The sequence below is a fragment of the Curtobacterium sp. MCBD17_013 genome (genome assembly GCF_003234565.1).
Classification (GTDB): domain Bacteria; phylum Actinomycetota; class Actinomycetes; order Actinomycetales; family Microbacteriaceae; genus Curtobacterium.
On record NZ_QKTU01000008.1, the window covers coordinates 74,417 to 91,158 of the forward strand.

Annotated in this window: 19 protein-coding genes; 12 read left to right on the top strand and 7 right to left on the bottom strand. The window is 72.8% G+C overall.

Annotation, left to right across the window (positions count from 1 at the left end):
• Positions 1-17 precede the first annotated feature (17 nt).
• Positions 18-1,088 carry a GTP-binding protein gene (locus DEI81_RS10255; protein ID WP_181435382.1) on the top strand — a complete coding sequence of 357 codons (1,071 nt, stop codon included), beginning with the start codon at positions 18-20 and terminating at the stop codon, positions 1,086-1,088.
• 8 nt (positions 1,089-1,096) lie between these two features.
• On the top strand, positions 1,097-1,414 hold the full coding sequence (locus DEI81_RS10260) for a hypothetical protein (RefSeq protein WP_111010627.1): 318 nt from the start codon (positions 1,097-1,099) through the stop codon (positions 1,412-1,414).
• A 10-nt stretch (positions 1,415-1,424) separates the two neighbouring features.
• Here DEI81_RS10260 and DEI81_RS10265 read toward each other — a convergent pair whose 3' ends face one another.
• From DEI81_RS10265 to DEI81_RS10280, 4 genes are all read right to left on the bottom strand, one after another.
• On the bottom strand, positions 1,425-2,834 hold the full coding sequence (locus DEI81_RS10265) for a hypothetical protein (RefSeq protein WP_146244072.1): 1,410 nt from the start codon (positions 2,832-2,834) through the stop codon (positions 1,425-1,427).
• Entirely contained in the window at positions 2,824-3,636 is an 813-nt protein-coding gene (locus DEI81_RS10270) for a TIGR03943 family putative permease subunit (protein ID WP_111010629.1), read from the bottom strand. The genes DEI81_RS10265 and DEI81_RS10270 overlap by 11 nt, the downstream gene beginning before the upstream one ends.
• Positions 3,623-4,648 carry a permease gene (locus DEI81_RS10275; RefSeq protein ID WP_111010630.1) on the bottom strand — a complete coding sequence of 342 codons (1,026 nt, stop codon included), beginning with the start codon at positions 4,646-4,648 and terminating at the stop codon, positions 3,623-3,625. The genes DEI81_RS10270 and DEI81_RS10275 overlap by 14 nt, the downstream gene beginning before the upstream one ends.
• Before the next feature lie 74 nt (positions 4,649-4,722).
• On the bottom strand, positions 4,723-5,460 hold the full coding sequence (locus DEI81_RS10280; protein ID WP_258368624.1) for a TetR/AcrR family transcriptional regulator: 738 nt from the start codon (positions 5,458-5,460) through the stop codon (positions 4,723-4,725).
• 107 nt (positions 5,461-5,567) lie between these two features.
• Here DEI81_RS10280 and DEI81_RS10285 point away from each other — a divergent pair, with 107 nt between their 5' ends.
• The 3 genes from DEI81_RS10285 (at position 5,568) to DEI81_RS10295 (ending at position 7,934) form a co-directional block, all read left to right on the top strand.
• On the top strand, positions 5,568-6,431 hold the full coding sequence (locus tag DEI81_RS10285; RefSeq protein ID WP_111010632.1) for an NAD(P)H-binding protein: 864 nt from the start codon (positions 5,568-5,570) through the stop codon (positions 6,429-6,431).
• 164 nt (positions 6,432-6,595) lie between these two features.
• Complete coding sequence (locus DEI81_RS10290; protein ID WP_111010633.1) at positions 6,596-7,132, top strand: CHAP domain-containing protein; 537 nt, start codon at positions 6,596-6,598, stop codon at positions 7,130-7,132.
• 94 nt (positions 7,133-7,226) lie between these two features.
• Positions 7,227-7,934, top strand: a complete 708-nt coding sequence (locus DEI81_RS10295; protein WP_111010705.1) for a ThuA domain-containing protein — start codon at positions 7,227-7,229, stop codon at positions 7,932-7,934.
• Positions 7,935-7,958: 24 nt separating this feature from the next.
• Here the strand turns inward: DEI81_RS10295 and DEI81_RS10300 are convergent, their stop codons facing one another.
• Positions 7,959-8,135 (bottom strand): twin-arginine translocase TatA/TatE family subunit, encoded by a 177-nt coding sequence (locus DEI81_RS10300; RefSeq protein WP_258368642.1) that lies wholly within the window; start codon positions 8,133-8,135, stop codon positions 7,959-7,961.
• A gap of 329 nt (positions 8,136-8,464) precedes the next feature.
• Here DEI81_RS10300 and DEI81_RS10305 point away from each other — a divergent pair, with 329 nt between their 5' ends.
• The 4 genes from DEI81_RS10305 to DEI81_RS10320 all read left to right on the top strand — a co-directional run bounded on the left by DEI81_RS10305 (position 8,465) and on the right by DEI81_RS10320 (position 11,826).
• Positions 8,465-9,343 (top strand): aldo/keto reductase, encoded by an 879-nt coding sequence (locus DEI81_RS10305; protein WP_111010635.1) that lies wholly within the window; start codon positions 8,465-8,467, stop codon positions 9,341-9,343.
• A gap of 252 nt (positions 9,344-9,595) precedes the next feature.
• On the top strand, positions 9,596-10,471 hold the full coding sequence (locus DEI81_RS10310; RefSeq protein ID WP_111010636.1) for a hypothetical protein: 876 nt from the start codon (positions 9,596-9,598) through the stop codon (positions 10,469-10,471).
• Positions 10,472-10,585: 114 nt separating this feature from the next.
• A complete protein-coding gene (locus tag DEI81_RS10315) occupies positions 10,586-11,527 on the top strand; it encodes a sugar phosphate isomerase/epimerase (RefSeq protein ID WP_111010637.1) in 942 nt (313 codons plus the stop codon).
• A 104-nt stretch (positions 11,528-11,631) separates the two neighbouring features.
• Positions 11,632-11,826 carry a hypothetical protein gene (locus DEI81_RS10320; protein ID WP_111010638.1) on the top strand — a complete coding sequence of 65 codons (195 nt, stop codon included), beginning with the start codon at positions 11,632-11,634 and terminating at the stop codon, positions 11,824-11,826.
• 4 nt (positions 11,827-11,830) lie between these two features.
• On the opposite strand, the gene DEI81_RS10325 is transcribed toward DEI81_RS10320, so the two are convergent.
• Positions 11,831-14,377, bottom strand: coding sequence for an ATP-dependent DNA ligase (locus tag DEI81_RS10325; RefSeq protein WP_111010639.1), 2,547 nt, complete (start codon positions 14,375-14,377; stop codon positions 11,831-11,833).
• A gap of 2 nt (positions 14,378-14,379) precedes the next feature.
• Complete coding sequence (locus DEI81_RS10330) at positions 14,380-15,270, bottom strand: SDR family oxidoreductase (protein ID WP_111010640.1); 891 nt, start codon at positions 15,268-15,270, stop codon at positions 14,380-14,382.
• A 135-nt stretch (positions 15,271-15,405) separates the two neighbouring features.
• Here DEI81_RS10330 and DEI81_RS10335 point away from each other — a divergent pair, with 135 nt between their 5' ends.
• The 3 genes from DEI81_RS10335 to DEI81_RS10345 all read left to right on the top strand — a co-directional run bounded on the left by DEI81_RS10335 (position 15,406) and on the right by DEI81_RS10345 (position 16,736).
• Positions 15,406-16,146, top strand: a complete 741-nt coding sequence (locus tag DEI81_RS10335; protein WP_146244073.1) for a S9 family peptidase — start codon at positions 15,406-15,408, stop codon at positions 16,144-16,146.
• Positions 16,147-16,279: 133 nt separating this feature from the next.
• Positions 16,280-16,462: a type II toxin-antitoxin system HicA family toxin gene (locus tag DEI81_RS10340; protein ID WP_258368626.1), complete on the top strand. Its 183-nt coding sequence runs from the start codon at positions 16,280-16,282 to the stop codon at positions 16,460-16,462.
• Between the two features lie 19 nt (positions 16,463-16,481).
• The gene (locus DEI81_RS10345; protein ID WP_111010643.1) at positions 16,482-16,736 is read left to right on the top strand and encodes a hypothetical protein; all 255 of its coding nucleotides are present in this window, start codon (positions 16,482-16,484) and stop codon (positions 16,734-16,736) included.
• Positions 16,737-16,742: the final 6 nt, after the last annotated feature.

Below are 16,742 nucleotides of genomic sequence, written 5' to 3' on the forward strand. Positions count from 1 at the left end.
TCACTAGAGTAGGGGCAATGGAGCCACGGAACGAACTCGGGTCTGCACATCCGGACGGCGCCGTCCTCCGGGTGACCTTGGTCAGCGGCCTGCGCGCCGCTGACCGACGACAGGTCAGCCGGCGACTGAGCGGAGCACCGCGCCGAGCACCGGTCGAGGTCGACGACGGTACCGAGGACAGCGGCGAGTTCGCCTTGGTCCTGGCCGACCGGATCCTGGAGTCGGCCCGAGCCGGTGCCACCGGTCGCTCCATCGTCGAGCTGGAGGAGGCCGCGGACGTGATGGAGATCGGGTTCGTGCTGGAGACCGAGTTCGAGAGCCGACGGGCGGAAGGGACCCCCGTGGAGCTACACGACCTGATGACGGTCGTGGCGGTGCAGGACATCGAGCGGTGGCTCCTGTCGCTCGCACCGTCCCCGCTGGACGACTACGTCACTGCGGAACGACTGGCCTCGCAGATCGAGTTCGCGACGGTGATCGTCCTCAGCGATGCGGACGACATCGGCCCCGCGTCCCTCCGCAGCGCCCTCGGCGTCCTCGAACAGCTCAACCCCGGTGCGACCGTGGTCCGGAGCCCGAGCGCGATGTCCTCCCGACGGACGGGGGCGAGCGGGCGGTGGTGTGCTCGTCGACTCGGGGAACGGATGGGCTGGATGCACGCCCTCGCCGACCCGGCCACGCAGCCGGGACCCCGGTACGGCGTCGAGGCGATCGTGTTCCGTGATCCGCGCCCCTTCCACCCCGGACGGCTCTTCGACGCCGTCGACAAGCAGTTGACGCCCGGACGAGTCGGCCGGATCGCTCGATCGCGGGGCTTGGTCCAACTCGCGACCCGCGCCGACCAGATCGGGTCGTGGCGGAGCGCCGGCGACACCGTCGCGCTCGATCCGACCGGAATGTCCACCTGGGCACGGAATGCTCCTGCCGGACAGGAGCTGGTCCTCTTCGGGGAGGACCTCGATCGCCACCGGATCATCAGCACCCTCGACCGCAGCTTGGTCACGGACGCGGAACTCCTCGCGGGGCCGATGGAGTGGGCGACATACGACGACCCCTTCCCGGCATGGCCCACGGAACACCACCACTAGGGGGTCGTATGGCGCGCAGCGGAACCCGGTTCGGGGCGGTGATCACGCGGATGTTCGGCGGCCGCGTGCCGGGTCCGCCGCTGCCGGTACCTCCTCGTCCGGCCGGACTCGACGGTCCGCGACGGACGCCGGAGCATCACGGGAGCGCTCCGTCGACGACGCATCGGGTGCGGCTCGTCGTCGTGTCGAGCGAGCGACGACTCATCGAGGCCGAGAGCGCCGACGCCCGGGGCGCACTGTTGAGCGCGCTGGGACAAGTGCCCCTCGGGTTCTCGGTGGCCTCGGTCGAGGTCATCGAGGCCGCTGACGGGGTCGACGCGACGTGAGCCCCGACCGTCACCCGGCGTCGGCGCTGGAGGGGAGCGCGGCACACCAGTCGAGGGTCACGCCGTCGAGGCTCGCCTCGAGGGCGCCGGACGTGGCGTCGACGACGCTCACCAACGACGAGTCGGCCGTCCGCGTGGTGATCGCGAGGAACTGACCGTTCGGTGAGGGACAGACCGCGGTGACGCTGGCGTCGGACGGGATGTGGACCTGCAGGTCCGAGACGTGCTCGCCGTCGACGCGGACGAGTCGGGCGGCGATGGTCCCGTCCGTGCGGACGTCGCCGACGAGGCGGACGTAGGAGGAGCCCGTGAGCGCGCCGATCCGCCCCAGGTACTGCGCCCTGGTGCTCGCGGCCGGTGCCGTGAGGGCGGCCCGGTCGCCGTCGGTCAGGTCGAGCCGGACGATGGCGTCCCCGGTCTCCACGACGGCGGTCGTGCCGGTTCCCACGAAGCCGTGGACGTACGTCGCGGACCCGAGCCGCGCCGCGTCGGTCCGTCCGCTCATGTCCACGAGCACGAGGCCGTCATCGGTCGTCCTGACGAGCGCGCTCTCGGTCCGCGGGACGTACGCCCACTGGCGCACCGTCATCGGGGTGGCACCCGTGGTGGGCCTCCCGTCCGCCGCGATCGCGGTCGGCATGTGCGTGCCGGTGAGGTCGACGTCGTAGAGCCCGACGTCCTGCGAGCGACCCGTCGTCGTGTCGGCGTACACGAAGCCGAACGACGCGCCGTCGTCGGCGGCGTGGAGCGCCGACGCGTGCCCCCGTGCGGTGGGCATGGTGATGTGCTCGACCGGGACGGCCGGGTCCTGCCGCCCGTCGGCGAGCGGCACGATGTCGATGCTCGAGGTGCCGTCGGCCGTGTCGCTGAGCACGACGAGGGACCGGGCGAGGCGTGCGAACCCGGTGATGCCGGTGCCCTGGAACACGGTGTCCGTGCCCCCGGTGGCGAGGCCACGGCTGACGATGCGATCGTGTGCACCGTTCGTGCCCGGGACGAGCGCGAGGACGTCGGTGGTGCCCGTGTGGATGGTCGTGCGCAGGTCGGACGTCGCGGCTTGCCCGGGCGCCCGGACGTGCCGCACGACGACCGCGTAGGTGCGGTCGTACGCCAACGGGCCGTCGAACTGCACCGCGACCGTGTTCCCGCTCGAGGTCACCGTGTGCGCTGCGGCGGGGGACACGACGACGTCGGACGGTGCGACCCGCTGCAGTGCCTGGTTCGCGGTGAGGATCAGGCGCTGCGCGGGACGGGAGACGAGGTCGGTCGCCGAGTACGACACGGAGCGGAGGCGCGGGCCCTGATGCGAGCCGACGATCGCCGCCAGGGCTCCGATCAGCGCGAGCACCGCGACGACCGCGACGAATCGGCGTCGGAGGGGGCGGCCGGGGGCAGGAGTACCGCGGACGTCAGTACTCATACGGATCCGATGGTCGCTGCACCTGCTCGACCGTGGCGGCGCGGATCACCAGCGGTACGTCGGACCCGGCGTCCGGGTTCGCCGCGAGCGCGCCGGACACCGTCACCCACTGGTTCGCCGCCGGCACGGATCCGTCCGTGACCACGCCCACGCCGACGGGCTGGGCGTCGACGGCACAACAGCTGATCACGAACCGGGTCAGCGTGAAGCCGCCGTCCGTGTCGGGCACGACGAACCCCGTGAGGCGGAGGCGCTTCCCGACGAGGGCGCTCGTGTCCGTCGTCTGACGGATGAGCGCGGCCCAGTCCTTCACGCCGTACTCCGACGTGTCGACGGAGCCGCTGCCGAGCAACGCGACGGCGCCGCCGGAGCCCGTGGCGGTCGAGAGGCTGCCCGAGTCGACGCTGCGCTGCTGGGCCGTCCGCGCCGACAGCGTCGTCGGCGGGAGCACGAACATCGCCGTGCTGATGCCGACCGTGACGACCACTGCGACGGCGACCGCCACGACGCGCAGGGACCGTGCAGCACCCCGCCCGCTGCTGCCGTCGGGCACGACCGTCACGTCGTCCCCGTGCCCATGACCCCGTTCGAGGTGTGGGTGCGCGCTCTGCCATGCGACCGCCGACAGACCGGCCGCGGCGGCGACGACCGCGATGGCGGCGAGCACCATCGTGAACACCCCGTACCGCGGATTGATGTAGAGGTCGAGATGACCGGCCGCTCCGAGCCAGAGTGTGGCGACGGCGAGCGCGAGCACCGAGCCGAGCCCGAACAGCACCCGTCGACGTTCAGACGAGGACATCCATCACCAACCCCACCGATGCGGCGAACAGGACGCAGATGACGGCGAGTGTGCCGATGAACCGGGTGCGGAAGGTGGTGCGGAGCAGCGCGATCATCTTGACGTCGATGATCGGCCCGATGAGCAGGAACGCCGTGATCGACCCGGGCAGGAACGTCGAGGCGAACGAGAGCGCGAAGAAGGCGTCGACGTTCGAGCAGAGCGACACCGTCATCGCCAACAGCATCATCGCCAGGACCGACAGCACCGGGTCGCTGCCGATCGCGATGAGCGTGCTCCGGGGCACCGCGACCTGGATCGCGGCGGCGACCGCTGCCCCGACGAACAGCGCGGGCATCATCGTCGCCGTCTCGCCGCCGAAGTGCGATGCGCTCTCCGCCCACCGGCTCCCACGCGCCTGCCCGCCGGCCTCCACACGACACCGGGCCTCGAACGCGGGCACCAGGAGCTCGGAGGGTCGGCGGTGCGCTGCGACGACCCATCCGACGACGTTCGCCACGACGAAGCCGCCGATGATCCGGACGGGCAGGATCCATCCCGACCACCCGAACGCCTGCGCCGTGCTGACGATGACGAGCGGGTTGAGGATCGGCGCCGCGACGAGGAACGTCGTCGCCTCCGCTGGCGAGAACCCGCGCAGCATCAACCCCCGCGCCAGCGGGACGTTCCCGCACTCGCACACCGGGAAGAGCATGCCGATCAGGGAGATCACCGCCCGACGCGGGACCGGGCGTGCCGGCAGGACCCGTTCCAGCACGCCGTGCGGCACCCACACCTCGACGACGATGGACAGGAGGATCCCCAGCACCACGAACGGCAGCGACTCGACCACGACGCTGATCGCGAGCGTCAGGAAGTCCTGCAGCTCGTCGGGCAGCCCGGCGGTGCCGTCGCCGGTGGTGACCACCCGCGCGGCGAGGAGCGCACCGACGAGCACCAGCACGAGCGCGGGGCCCGAGCCGGCCCGGGACCGGGACCGCGACCGGGGGACGCGGACGGGGGAACTCGTCACCGGGTCAGGATAGGCAGGCGGGCCATCCCGGCTCGGCAGAACCGCGGGCGGGCCGGGCTCCGGCCGGCCCGGTGCTACCGCGACGTGGCCGGGTCGTGGTCGACGATCCGGTCGAGCCACTCGGCGAGCACGCCCCGTTCGGCCGACGAGAGTGCGCCGAGCTCGTCGATGGAGGCGCGGAGGGTGATGGCGGCGGTCCGGACACCGGACGTGCCTCGGGGACCCTCGTCAGCCGGCTCCGGAGCCAGGACCTGCGTCATGACGGCGTCGAAGACGACGTCGGCCAACCGCGGGTCGCGCTCGTCCGCCGGCTCGTCCAGGATGGCGAGCACGGCGCCCAAGCCGGCCGCGTGCATGAGCCGGACCGCGTCCCGCTCGCGCACCGCGAGCCTCCCGGCCGCGGCGACCCGACGGAGGCGCTCCTCGAGCAGCCGGATCCCGGCGGCGACCGCGGGGGAGTCCCGCCCTCGACGCGGGTCGCTCATGATCACGAACAGATCCGGGTTGGCGAGTCCGAACGCGATGGTCATCGCCCACCCCGCGCGGAGGTCCGCGACGGGGTCGACACCGGTGACCGCGTCGACGGCTGCGGCCTTCGTCGCGCTGAACGTGGTCATCGCGTGCTCGGCGACCGCGTCGAGCAACCCGTCCTTGTCGCCGAAGAGCCGGTAGATCGTCGGAGCCTGGACGCCAGCTCGCTCGGCCACCGCTCTCGTGGTGACAGCGACGGCGCCTTCGTCGTGCAGGAGCTCGGCGGCTGCGGTCACGATGCGCATCCGCACGTCGAGGCGGGGCTCGGGGGCGTCGTCCACGTATCGACGATAACGCGCCGTTGCTTCCGACGTGATCCTGTTGCTACGGTGGTGGTGTTTCCAATGATACGGACACAGCGTTTCCATCGATATGAGAGGGATCCACCATGATCACCATCACCGGGGCGACCGGCGCCCTGAACGGCGCGACCGTCGACCACCTGCTCCAGCACCTCCCCGCGTCGGAACTGACCGTCGTCACGCGCGACCCGGCGAGGGCCGCACGCTTCGCCGAGCGCGGCGTGACGGTCCGCCAGGGCGACTACGACGATCCGGCGGGGCTGCCGGCGGCCTTCGCCGGCGCGGACCACTTGCTCCTGGTCTCGTCGAACGACCCGGCGGGCGACACGATCAGCCAACATCGGAACGCCGTGGAGGCAGCGATCACCGCCGGGGTCGGGCACCTGCTCTACACCAGCCATCAGGGTGCCGGTGCAGCGTCGCCGTTCGTGCCGGCGCGACACCACGCCGCGACCGAGGACATGCTCGCGTCGTCCGGGCTGCCCTGGACGTCGCTCCGGAACGGCTTCTACGCCCACAGCCTGCAGTGGCTCCTGGGACCGTGGCAGCGGACCGGCGTGGTGTCGATCCCGGCCGACGGTCCGGTGTCGTGGACCGCGCGCGAGGACGCGGCCGAGGCGGCCGCAGCGATCCTGCTGCTCGACGAACCCGTCGAGGGCCCCGTGACCATCACCGCTCCGGAGGCGCCGACGTTCGCCGACCTCACCCGGACCGCCTCGGACCTCGTCGGGAACGAGGTCCGGTTCGAGGTCGTCGATGACGACGTCTGGGTCGAGCGTGCCGTCGCCGGTGGACAGCAGGAGCCGATGGTGCGGTTCCTGCTCGGCATGTACCTGGCGGCGGAACAGGGGTGGTTCGCGGGGACGGACCCGATGCTCGGGGAGCTCCTGGGCCGCGCGCCGAGGTCCGCGCAGGACGTGCTCCGGGAGGTCGTCACCGCGACCAGGTGACGCTCGTCACCGCGGCCGGCTGACGTCGGGCCGGCTCGCCCGACCACGGTGTCGGTCGGCTCGCGCGGCCGCGTTCTCCTCATCATGTCCCTGCCGACCGTTCCTCGCCAGACGCATCTTCGGCCGACTTGTGAGCCATTCTCGCCGGTGCCAGGTTCGTGCGCATGGACGACAACACCATCACCGCAACGACCTCCGGGTCGCTCAGCCGACGCGCACTCATCCTCGGGGCGGGCGGTCTCTCCCTCGCCACCGTGGCGGCCTTCGCCGGACCCGCTCAGCGGGCCTCCGCGGCCGCTCCCACCACCCCTGCCGACGTCATCACCCTTGCCAAGAGCTACGAGGGCAACACCCTCGCGCAGATGAACGCGATCTGGACATCGAAGTACGACACGAGCGCCGACTGGTGTGCCACGTTCGTCAGCTGGTGCCTCCGCGGGACCGACACCGGGTTCAGCCGCAGCTCCGAGGCGTTCTACGACCTCTGCACCCCCGTCTCCGCCGCGAACGTCCGCCAGGGGGACATCATCTGGTACTACGGAGTCGGTCACATCGGACTGGTCCGCTCCCACAGCGACGGACACATCCGCACCGTCGAGGGGAACGCCGGCACGGGCACCGCTTCCACCAACCACGTGAAGCTGTACGAGGACCCGTGGGACAGCACCGGCAAGTACAAGTTCGCTCGGCCGAAGTACTGATCCCGCTCGCACCGGGCCTCGTCGCCGCTCGGTGCGCGAGGACGGGAGGGCCCAGGACGGACGCCATCCGTCCGGGCAGGCCATGATCGGGACCATGTCCGACATCGACGTCACCAAGCACGCGCTCGTCGTCCGCGGCGGCTGGCCCGGCCACCATCCCGTCGCGGCGACGGACGCGTTCCTCCCGTTCCTCCGCGACACGGGGTACGAGGTGCGGATCGAGGACGACCCGGAGGTCTACGCCGACGAGTCCGTGATGACTGCGGTCGACCTCGTCCTGCAGTGCGTGTCGATGGGCACCGCGAGTGACGCGGCCGTCCGGGGCCTCGCCGCCGCCGTCGAGCGGGGCACGGGATTGGCGGGCTGGCACGGCGGCGTCGTGGACTCCTTCCGGGCGAGCGCCGACTACCTGCACCTCGTCGGCGGGCAGTTCGCCACGCACCCGGGCAAACCGGTCGCTGATCGGCGGGACGACGGCGCCGACTTCTTCATCGAGCACCAGATCGTCATCGCGCCGGATCGCCGGGACCACCCGATCGTCGCCGGGCTCGACGACTTCACGCTGACCACCGAGCAGTACTGGGTGCTGACCGACGGCGCCTCGGACGTGCTCGCCACGACGACCCTGGCGGCCCGGCCGGGCGACCCGTGGCACCGACCGGTGACGTGTCCCGCGGTGTGGACCCGCGAGTGGGGCGCCGGACGGGTGTTCGTCGCGACACCGGGCCACGACCCCGAGGTCCTCGCGCACCCGAGCGTCCGGACCATCGTCGAGCGCGGCATCCGGTGGGCGAGCCGGTGACGAACGGGCGGCGGCAGGGAGCGGTCAGGCCCCGTCCTCGTCCCGCGGCGTGACCTCGGCATGGTCGTCCGCCCGGCTCTCCTGCTTGAGGATCCGCAGCGACGCGCCGAGGCCCTTCGCGAGCGCAGGCAGCCGGGTGGCGCCGAACAGCAGGACCACCACGCCGACGATGATGAGCAGGTGGAGTCCCGTGAGGCCCATGAACACAGGCGTTCCCTTCCGGTCAGCGGACGCGGCGGTCGCGCCGGGTCCTGCACGACGGTAGGTCCGCCCTGGGGCCGCGCCTGGCGTTCTGCCGGGGGTCCGGGCGTCAGCAGCAGGAGATCACCTGCCCGGTCACCACCGTCGGCAGCCGCCCGCTCGGCTGTCTCACCCGCCACGCGCGGCTCGCGCCCGGGGAATGCACCGACGGGCGACACGTTGCCCCAGGCACGGACGGTGCACCAGGAGTACACCGGACCGCGGTACCCCCGGGGCGTCCGTCGACGACGGAGCACCCGGACCGTCGACGAGAGGGAGAACCCCCGAGCATGACCACCGCAACCGACTCGAACCGCCCCGCCGCAGCGAGCGGCACCTTCCGCATCGGCGGTGACCTCGAGGTGCACCGCCTCGGCTACGGCACGATGCAGCTGACCGGCCCCGGCGTCTGGGGACCGCCGAAGGACCACGACGAGGCGATCCGCGTCCTCAAGCGCTCCGTGGAGCTCGGGGTCGACTTCTTCGACACGGCGGACAGCTACGGTCCGTACGTCGCCGAGGAGCTCCTCCGCGAGGCCCTGCACCCCTACGGTGACGACATCGTCATCGCCACGAAGGCCGGCCTCACCCGGACCGGCCCGAACGAGTGGCCGCCGGTCGGTCGCCCGGAGTACCTGCGCCAGGAGGCCGAGATGAGCCTCCGCCGCCTCGGCCTCGAGCGCATCGACCTCTTCCAGCTGCACCGCATCGACCCGAAGGTCCCGCTCGAGGACCAGATCGGCGAGCTGGCGAAGCTCCAGGACGAGGGCAAGATCCGTCACATCGGCCTCAGCGAGGTCAGTGTCGACGAGGTGAAGGCGGCGCAGGAGATCGCCACGATCGTCACCGTGCAGAACCTGTACAACCTGTCGAACCGGTCCTCCGAGGAACTGCTCGACTGGTCGGAGGAGCAGGGCATCGGGTTCATCCCGTGGTTCCCGCTGGCGACCGGGCAGCTCTCGGGCGAGGGCAGCCCGCTGTCCGAGCTCGCGAAGCAGCACGACGCGAGCCCCTCGCAGCTCGCGCTCGCGTGGCTGCTCAAGCGCTCGCCGGTGATGCTGCCGATCCCGGGCACGTCGAGCGTCGCCCACCTCGAGGACAACCTCGCGGGCGCGCTCATCGACCTGACGGACGACGAGTTCGAGGCCCTCTCGAAGGCCGGCGCGTAAGCGCGCTCCGCTCCAGGACGACGGACGGGAGGGACGGTGGCGGCTCGCCCCGTCCCTCCCGTCCGTCGTCCTGTCCCGGATCACTGCGTCACCCGCCGGGTGAACCGGTGGATGAGCGGCGGGGCGTGCCGAGCCGCCGTGGCGTGCGCCCGGACGCCGCGTGGCGCGCCGTCCGCTAGACACGTCCCGCCGGCGCGGAGGGCGCTGCAGCGTCGATGCCCGGCGGGGGAGCCGGGGACGGAGGGGGACGACATGGTGGACACGGACACGGACGCGGACACGGACACGGACGCCGTCACCGCGACCCGCAGACGACCGGGGCCCGGACGACGTCGGCTCCTCCTCGGGGCCGCCTGGGGCCTCCCCGCCATCGGCGTCGTCGTCGCGACGCCGGCCCACGCGTCGAGCCCGGCGCACACGCTCGACGTCATGGTCCCCGAGCCGACCACCCGCCCGACCGGAGCCGACCTGAGCGACGTGGCGCTGCGACTCACCCGCGAGGGCGTCCCGGTCGAAGCCGAGGTGCTCGCCGTGGTCGAGGGCGCCGGGCCCACGTTCGAGGACGGCGCCACCATCCGGACGCTCCGGACCGACGCGGCCGGCATCGCACGCTGCGCCGGACTCGGCGCGGGGACCGTGCCCGGCGTCTTCGCGGTCGTCGGACGGCACACGGCGTCCGGCTCGACCGGTCGGGGCGTGTTCACGGTGGTCGAACCGCCGCGCCCGCGTCCGTTCGTGCTCCGCGACGACGCGACCGGCGTCCACGTCGCGATCGGGCCCGACGGCGTCGTCGCCGCACGGGGTCCCCTCGCGGACGCCCTGGCGGCAGCGGCGTGCTTCCGGTTCCCGTTCGACCCGGGGCCGGTCGCCGACGCGATCGGGTCGATCCACGACGACGCCGGACGCTGCCTCACGCGCATGCGCCCGTCGAGCCCGTGGGCGAACCCGGTCGTCGACCTGCGGGACCCGGACGGCAGCGCGGACCAGACCTGGCACGTCGGGGCCGACGGGACCGCGTCGATCGGTGCTCCCGGCGTCGACGAGGTGTTCCTCGCGGACGCGGGCGGCGTGCGACTGACGGTCGTGCCGGCGGGTCGACCCGGCGTGCTCCGCATCGTGCTGCCGTGAGGCGCCTTCCCCGTCGTCTCCGGCCGCCCCAGCGGCTCCGGCTCCTGGGGGTGCTCCCGAGGCGTGGGGAGTAGCAAGGCCACGACGCCGGAGGCGCACGGACGGAGGGTCGACATGGAGGAACACGACCTGCTCGCGCGGTGCTGGGCACCCGCGGTCGCGGACGCGCGCTCGGGGACGGACGCGCTCGGCGCGCTCCCCGTCGCCGAGCGCATCCGGGCGGTCGCCCGGGCCGGGTTCTCCGGCATCGGGTTGGGACTCGAGGACCTCCACGAGACGCGCGTCACGATCGGCCTGGAGGCACTGCGCCGGGTCCTCGACGACGTCGGCCTGGTCTGGGTCCAGCTCGGGACGCTCGAGGACTGGTGGACGACGGGGGACCGACGCGCCCTGAGCGACCTGGACCGGATGGTCGTGCTCGAGGCGGCGGCCGCGCTCGGGGCGGCGCAGATCGTCGTCGCCGCGGACACGACGACGCCCATGACCTCCCCCACCACGATGGCCGACGACTGGCTCGCCCTCGCCGCACAGGCGGAGCAGGTCGGGGCGCAGGTCGTGCTGTCGGCAGCCCCGACGTCGAACCTCGGCACCACGGAACGTGCGGCGCGGTTCGTCCAGCAGGCGGGGCACCCGAACGGTGGCCTCGTGCTCGACATCGCCCACGCCGTCGCCGGCGGCTCCACCGTCGCGTCCCTCCGCGCCGCCATCGACCCCGCGTTCCTGTTCGCCGTCGAGCTCTCGGACGCCGCCGGCCCCGATTCGGTGTCGACACGGGCCGGAGACCGACGCGCGCTCCCCGGTGGCGGCCTGGGGGACCTCCCGGCGTTCGTGCACGTCGCCCGCGAGCTCGGCCACGGCGAGCCCTGGGGCGTCGAGGTCCGGACCGCGGTGACCGACGGCATGTCCGCCGCGGACGCCCTGCGGACGGCGGCCGCGGCGAGCCGGGCGGTCCTCGACGCGGCCGACGCGATCGGGGCGCCCGCCGCGCCACCGATGCCCTCGTCGTCCGCGCCCGCCTCGGCGGTGGACGCCGACCTGCCGTACACACCGATCTGACGCGGGCGCGCTCGTCCGACGCGCCCGAGCGCGCCGACACGGGCGCTGCCGCGTCGGCCCGCGTAGCGTCGACGGGGATCCAGACCGACGATCAGGAGGCCCACATGAGCGACGACCAGCACCCCGCCGAGCAGGCCGACGAGCGCCCGCTGCAGCGGAGCCAGGACGCCATCGACGACGCGAAGCACTTCGTCGCCGAACGGCTGGAGCCCACCGAGGACGACCAGACCGGCGACGACTCGGGACTGCCGGTGACCGGTGGCGGTGCCGCTGCGGAGGAACCCGCTCCCGGCGCCTGACCCGTCAGGACTCGCGGACCACGTCCCCGGGGTCCTTGTCCGTCCGCCATCCCCGCCACGAGGGCTGCCGCAGCCGGTCGCCGTTCGTCCACTCCGCGAACTCGACCTCGCCGACCCGGACGGGATCGACCCATCGAGCATCCCGGGCGTCCGCCCGGGGGACGTCGGCGAAGGGCGGGTCGGCCCGGGCCAGGGGGCCGAGGACCGCCTCGATCTCGTCGAGGTCGCGGTCCCGGAACCCGGTGCCCACCTTGCCGACGTAGCGCAGGCGGTCCCCGTCGGGGATCCCGAGGAGGAGCGAGCCCACCCCGCCCGCGCGGCGTCCGGTGCCGGGCTTCCAACCGCCGACCACGACCTCCTGCGTGGCGTGGTGCTTGATCTTCACCCAGGCATCGGAGCGGCGGCCGGTCGAGTAGCGGGAGTCGCGTCGTTTGGCGACCACGCCCTCCAGGCCGCGGCGACGGCTCTCGTCCATGGCGTCCTCGAGCGTTCCGTCGGCGGCCGGGGGGACGTCGATCGGGCCCCCGGGCTCGACGACGGTGGCCAGTGCCTCCCGGCGGTGGTCGTACGGAACGCGCGTCAGGTCGTGCCCGTCCGCCTCGAGCACGTCGAACACCTCGAACCGCACCGGGGTGGTGCGCATCCCGTGCTCGACGTCCCGGGCGCGCGACAGCCCCATGCGGTTCTGGAGGTCGCTGAAGTCCGGACGGCCACGGTCGTCCAGTGCGACGATCTCGCCGTCGAGGACCGCGTCGACCCCGACCTGGTCGGCGAGGGCACGGAGCTCGGGGTACTGGCTCGTCAGGTCGTTCCCGTTCCGGCTGGTCAGGCGGACGTGTCCGTCGCGGACCTCGGCGATCGCACGGATGCCGTCCCACTTCATCTCGAAGGCCCACCGGTCCGGCGTGAGCGCGCCCGGGGTCTTCGCCGGGCTCGCGAGCATCGGACGGAACCGCTCGGTCGCGTCGGTGTCCGCTGGCGGCGCCGTCGCCGCGGGCGGTCGGGAGGACCGGGGGGACTCCGGTGCGGACGTCGCCCCCACCGCGGCGTCGCCGTGGTCGAGCCCCTCGGGCTGCTGCTTCGTCCGGTGGATCAGCCAGTTCCGTTCGTCCCCGCCGCGCCCGCGGGTGTGCAGGAGCGCGAGTCGGCGGGTGCCGCGGCCGACGCCGTGCAGGGTGACGATGACCTCCTGGCCCTCGCGCCACTTCTCGAGCTCGTACGTGCCGTGGTCCCAGATGGTGACGCTGCCGCCGCCGTACTCGCCCTTCGGGATCGTGCCCTCGAAGCCCCCGTACTCGAGCGGGTGGTCCTCGGTCTGCACGGCCAGGTGGTTCTGGCCCGGGTCCTCGGGCTCGCCCTTCGGCAGGGACCAGCTGACGAGCACGCCGTCGTGCTCGAGTCGGAAGTCGTAGTGGAGCCGGCTCGCGTGGTGTTCCTGGATGACGAACGTCGGCCGACCGTCGGTGCGGACGGTCGGGGCGCCCTGCGGCACGGGCTCCGGCGTCCGGGAGGCGTCGCGCATCGAGCGGTAGGTGGCGAGGCGGTCCGGTGCCGCGCCTCTCGGCTGCTCGGTCCGGTGCGCGCGGTTCGGCTCGTCCTCCTTGAACGAGCCGTCCGGGTTCCGGTTGCTCTCCCAGTGGCCGTGGTCGGGCCTCCCGACCGCGAGTGCGGCGGCGGCGACCGGGTGCAGGGGGTCGCCGATGGTGTGGAGGCGCTCGACGACCTCGGCCATCGTCAGGTGCCGGAGGTCGGGGTCGTCGAGCTCGTCCCAGGTGCGGGGCGCGGCCACCGTCGGCTGGGCGCGGCCACGGAGCGAGTACGGGGCGATGGTGGTCTTGTTGCCGTTGTTCTGCGACCAGTCGACGAACACCTTGCCGTTCCGGGCAGCGCGGGACATCTGCGACAGCACGAGGTCCGGCATGTCCTGTTCGAGTGCGCGGGCGAGTTCGTGCGCCACCTCGCTGACCTGCGCGGACGTCGACGAGCCGTCGAGCGCTGCGTACAGGTGGATCCCCTTGCTGCCGCTCGTGACGGGCATCGGTTCGAGGCCGGCACCGTGCAGGAGCTCCCGGGCCGCGTGCGCCACCTCGACGCATTCGCGGAGGCCCACACCCTCGCCCGGGTCGAGGTCGAGGACCAGCCGGTCCGGGCGCATGGGCGTGCCGTCGGCGTCGAATCGCCACTGCGGCACGTGGAGTTCGAGGGCGGCCTGCTGGGCGACCCAGGTCAGGGTCGCGACGTCGTCGAGCAGCGGGTACTCGATGTCGTGGTCCTTGTGGTGGACGACCCGGTGGCGGATCCAGTCCGGGGCGCTGTCAGGCAGGTTCTTCTCGAAGAACACGGGGCCCTCGACGCCGTTCGCCCAACGCTTCCGGGTCAGCGGGCGGTCCTTCGCGTGCGGGATCATCCACGGCGCCACCTCGACGTAGTAGGCGATGACCTCGCCCTTCGTCGTCCCCGTCTCCGGGTAGAGCACCTTGTCCAGGTTCGTCAGCGTGATGCGGCGGTCGCCGACCGTGATCGTCCGGCCGCGCGTCGTCGTCCCGGCCATCGCTACAGCGCCATGCCCGTCGCCCCCGCGATCGTCAGCGTCGACCCGGACGTGTAGCTCGACTCGGGGCCGGCCAGGTGCACGTACGCCGCTCCGAGCTCGACCGGTTGGCCCGGCCGCCCGAACGGTGTGCCCTCGCCGTAGTGCTCGATCTCGGCGCTGTCGTACGACGCGGGCTGCAACGGGGTCCAGATCGGCCCGGGGACGATGCAGTTCGCGCGGATGCCCTTGCTCGCGAGCTGACCGGCGAGGCCGTTCGTGAAGGTGATGATGCCGGCCTTGGTCATGCCGTAGTCGAGGAGCCGGGTCTGCGGCTGGTACGCCGCGACGGAGGCGGTGGTGACGATGGTCGAGCCGGGGGCCATGTGCGGGACCGCGGCCCGGCAGAGCCAGAACATGGCGTAGAGGTTCACCTTGACCGTCAGGTCGAAGTCCTCGGTGCTCGTCGTCGTGATGTCCTCGTTGACCTTCTGGTGGCCGGCCACGAGCACGAGCGAGTCGAGGCCTCCGAGGGTGCTGACCGCCTCGGCCACGATCCGCTCACACGTGGCCTCGTCGGTGAGGTCCCCGGGCAGGATCACCGCCTTGCGTCCGAGGTCGCCGATGACGTCGCGGACCTCCTCGAGGTCCTCCTGCTCCTCGGGCAGCGCGTTCAGGGCGACGTCCGCGCCCTCCTTCGCCATCGCGATCGCCGCGGCCCGGCCGATGCCCGAGTCGGCACCGGTCACGAGCACTCGGTAGCCCGGCATCCGGCCGGTGCCGACGTAGCTGGTCTCGCCGTGGTCCGGCTTCGGGTCCATCGCGTTCGTGCCGCCCGGGAGCTCCTGCGACTGCGGCGGGTACGGGGGCTGGGGGAACTGTGTCCGGGGGTCCTGCTTGTCGAGCTGGCTCATGCGGCCATCGAACACGCCGGATGTGGTCGCTGCTCGGAGCCTCCGGCGCGATCGGTCGCACGACGGGGAGCGGGTGGCGCTCCGGCGTGTGCAGGACCGGTGGGGAGAGGGCGCGCCCCGAGTACGGTCGTGTCCATGCCAGAGCGTTCCGAGTACGGCGACGATCCCATGCAGTACGGCGTGTTCCACGTCGCCGAGGCCCCGGCACGCGGGACGGTCATCCTGATCCACGGCGGCTTCTGGCGGGGCACCCCGGACTACTTCGACGGACCCGCCCCGCTCGCCGAGGCCCTCGTGGGTCGGGGCTGGAACGTGTGGCGGATCGAGTACCGGCAGCTGCCGAACGGTGGCGGCTGGCCGGGCACGCTCGACGACACCGCGGCCGCGATCGAGCACCTCGTCGTCGTCGCCGCGTCACTGGCCGTCGACCCGGGACCGGTCCTGACGGTCGGCCACAGCGCGGGCGGTCACCTCGCGGTGTGGGCGCTGTCCCGCCCGGACGCCGTGCTGCCGCTCGAGGGCGCCGTCAGCCTGGCCGGCGCGCTCGACCTGCGGCTCGGCGAAGCGGACCGCATCGGCGGTGGCGCGGTGGTGGACTTCCTCGGCGGCACGTCCGCGGCCCACCCCGACCGGTACGCGGCGGCCGACCCGGCGACGCGGGTCGTCCCGGACCTGCCGGTCCGCATCGTCCACGGCGACCGCGATGACGTCGTCCCCATGAACCAGTCCGACGCGTACGTCGCCGCGGCGCGAGCGGCCGGACAGGACGCCTCGGTCCGCGTGGTCCCCGGTGACCACATGGACGTCATCGACCCCGCGCACCCGGCCTTCGCCGCGCTGCTGGCGGCGCTCGAGGAGATCCGCGCGGCAGCCTGACGCGGGCGGAGCGATCCGGTTCCGCACCAGAGAGGTCTCTGCGGCAGCTGTCCACACCGCGGTGGAATGTGATGTGTCGGAATCGGCAACGGCCGCAGACAGCCCGGTGCCGAAACCCCAGAAGGACCGCGACGTGGCCCGGTTCCTCCGGGAGCACGGGTGGGTCATCGCCCGTCAGGGCAAGGGCAGTCACGAGGTCTGGCGCGACCCCGCAGGCTCGGTGATCGTCCTACCGCGGCACGGCGAGGTCTCGGCCGGTCTCGTGCGGCAGATCATCACGAAGGTCGATGGAAAGGTGCCGTCGGGGTGGCGCTGAACGGAGGAGGAGGAACGACATGACGATCGCAGCGCATCCGGTCCGTGTCCTGCGGGCCATCGCTCGGCCCGACGGGGCGTGGTGGACCGTGGAACTCCCGGAGTTGACGTCGCCGAGCCCGCTGGGAGGGGAGCCGATCATCGCGCTGGGCCAGGTGGAGCGGGACGGCGACGTCGCGGCCGCAGCGCTCGACATCGCCGCCGTCTGGCTCGACGTCGACGAGTCGACGCTCGAGGTGCGCGTGGAGTTCGGCCGCCCGCTGACGGGCGACTGACCCCCG

Bases quoted from the DNA above. Each gene is read 5' to 3' on its own strand.
- DEI81_RS10300 (WP_258368642.1), bottom strand. From the start codon at position 8,135: ATGGGCCTCACGGGACTCCACCTGCTCATCATCGTCGGCGTGGTGGTC.
- DEI81_RS10285 (WP_111010632.1), top strand. From the start codon at position 5,568: ATGATCACCATCACCGGGGCGACCGGCGCCCTGAACGGCGCGACCGTC.
- DEI81_RS10320 (WP_111010638.1), top strand. From the start codon at position 11,632: ATGAGCGACGACCAGCACCCCGCCGAGCAGGCCGACGAGCGCCCGCTG.
- DEI81_RS10325 (WP_111010639.1), bottom strand. From the start codon at position 14,377: ATGGCCGGGACGACGACGCGCGGCCGGACGATCACGGTCGGCGACCGC.
- DEI81_RS10255 (WP_181435382.1), top strand. From the start codon at position 18: ATGGAGCCACGGAACGAACTCGGGTCTGCACATCCGGACGGCGCCGTC.
- DEI81_RS10295 (WP_111010705.1), top strand. From the start codon at position 7,227: ATGTCCGACATCGACGTCACCAAGCACGCGCTCGTCGTCCGCGGCGGC.
- DEI81_RS10310 (WP_111010636.1), top strand. From the start codon at position 9,596: ATGGTGGACACGGACACGGACGCGGACACGGACACGGACGCCGTCACC.
- DEI81_RS10290 (WP_111010633.1), top strand. From the start codon at position 6,596: ATGGACGACAACACCATCACCGCAACGACCTCCGGGTCGCTCAGCCGA.
- DEI81_RS10315 (WP_111010637.1), top strand. From the start codon at position 10,586: ATGGAGGAACACGACCTGCTCGCGCGGTGCTGGGCACCCGCGGTCGCG.
- DEI81_RS10270 (WP_111010629.1), bottom strand. From the start codon at position 3,636: ATGTCCTCGTCTGAACGTCGACGGGTGCTGTTCGGGCTCGGCTCGGTG.
- DEI81_RS10260 (WP_111010627.1), top strand. From the start codon at position 1,097: ATGGCGCGCAGCGGAACCCGGTTCGGGGCGGTGATCACGCGGATGTTC.
- DEI81_RS10305 (WP_111010635.1), top strand. From the start codon at position 8,465: ATGACCACCGCAACCGACTCGAACCGCCCCGCCGCAGCGAGCGGCACC.
- DEI81_RS10345 (WP_111010643.1), top strand. From the start codon at position 16,482: ATGACGATCGCAGCGCATCCGGTCCGTGTCCTGCGGGCCATCGCTCGG.
- DEI81_RS10330 (WP_111010640.1), bottom strand. From the start codon at position 15,270: ATGAGCCAGCTCGACAAGCAGGACCCCCGGACACAGTTCCCCCAGCCC.
- DEI81_RS10335 (WP_146244073.1), top strand. From the start codon at position 15,406: ATGCCAGAGCGTTCCGAGTACGGCGACGATCCCATGCAGTACGGCGTG.
- DEI81_RS10265 (WP_146244072.1), bottom strand. From the start codon at position 2,834: ATGAGTACTGACGTCCGCGGTACTCCTGCCCCCGGCCGCCCCCTCCGA.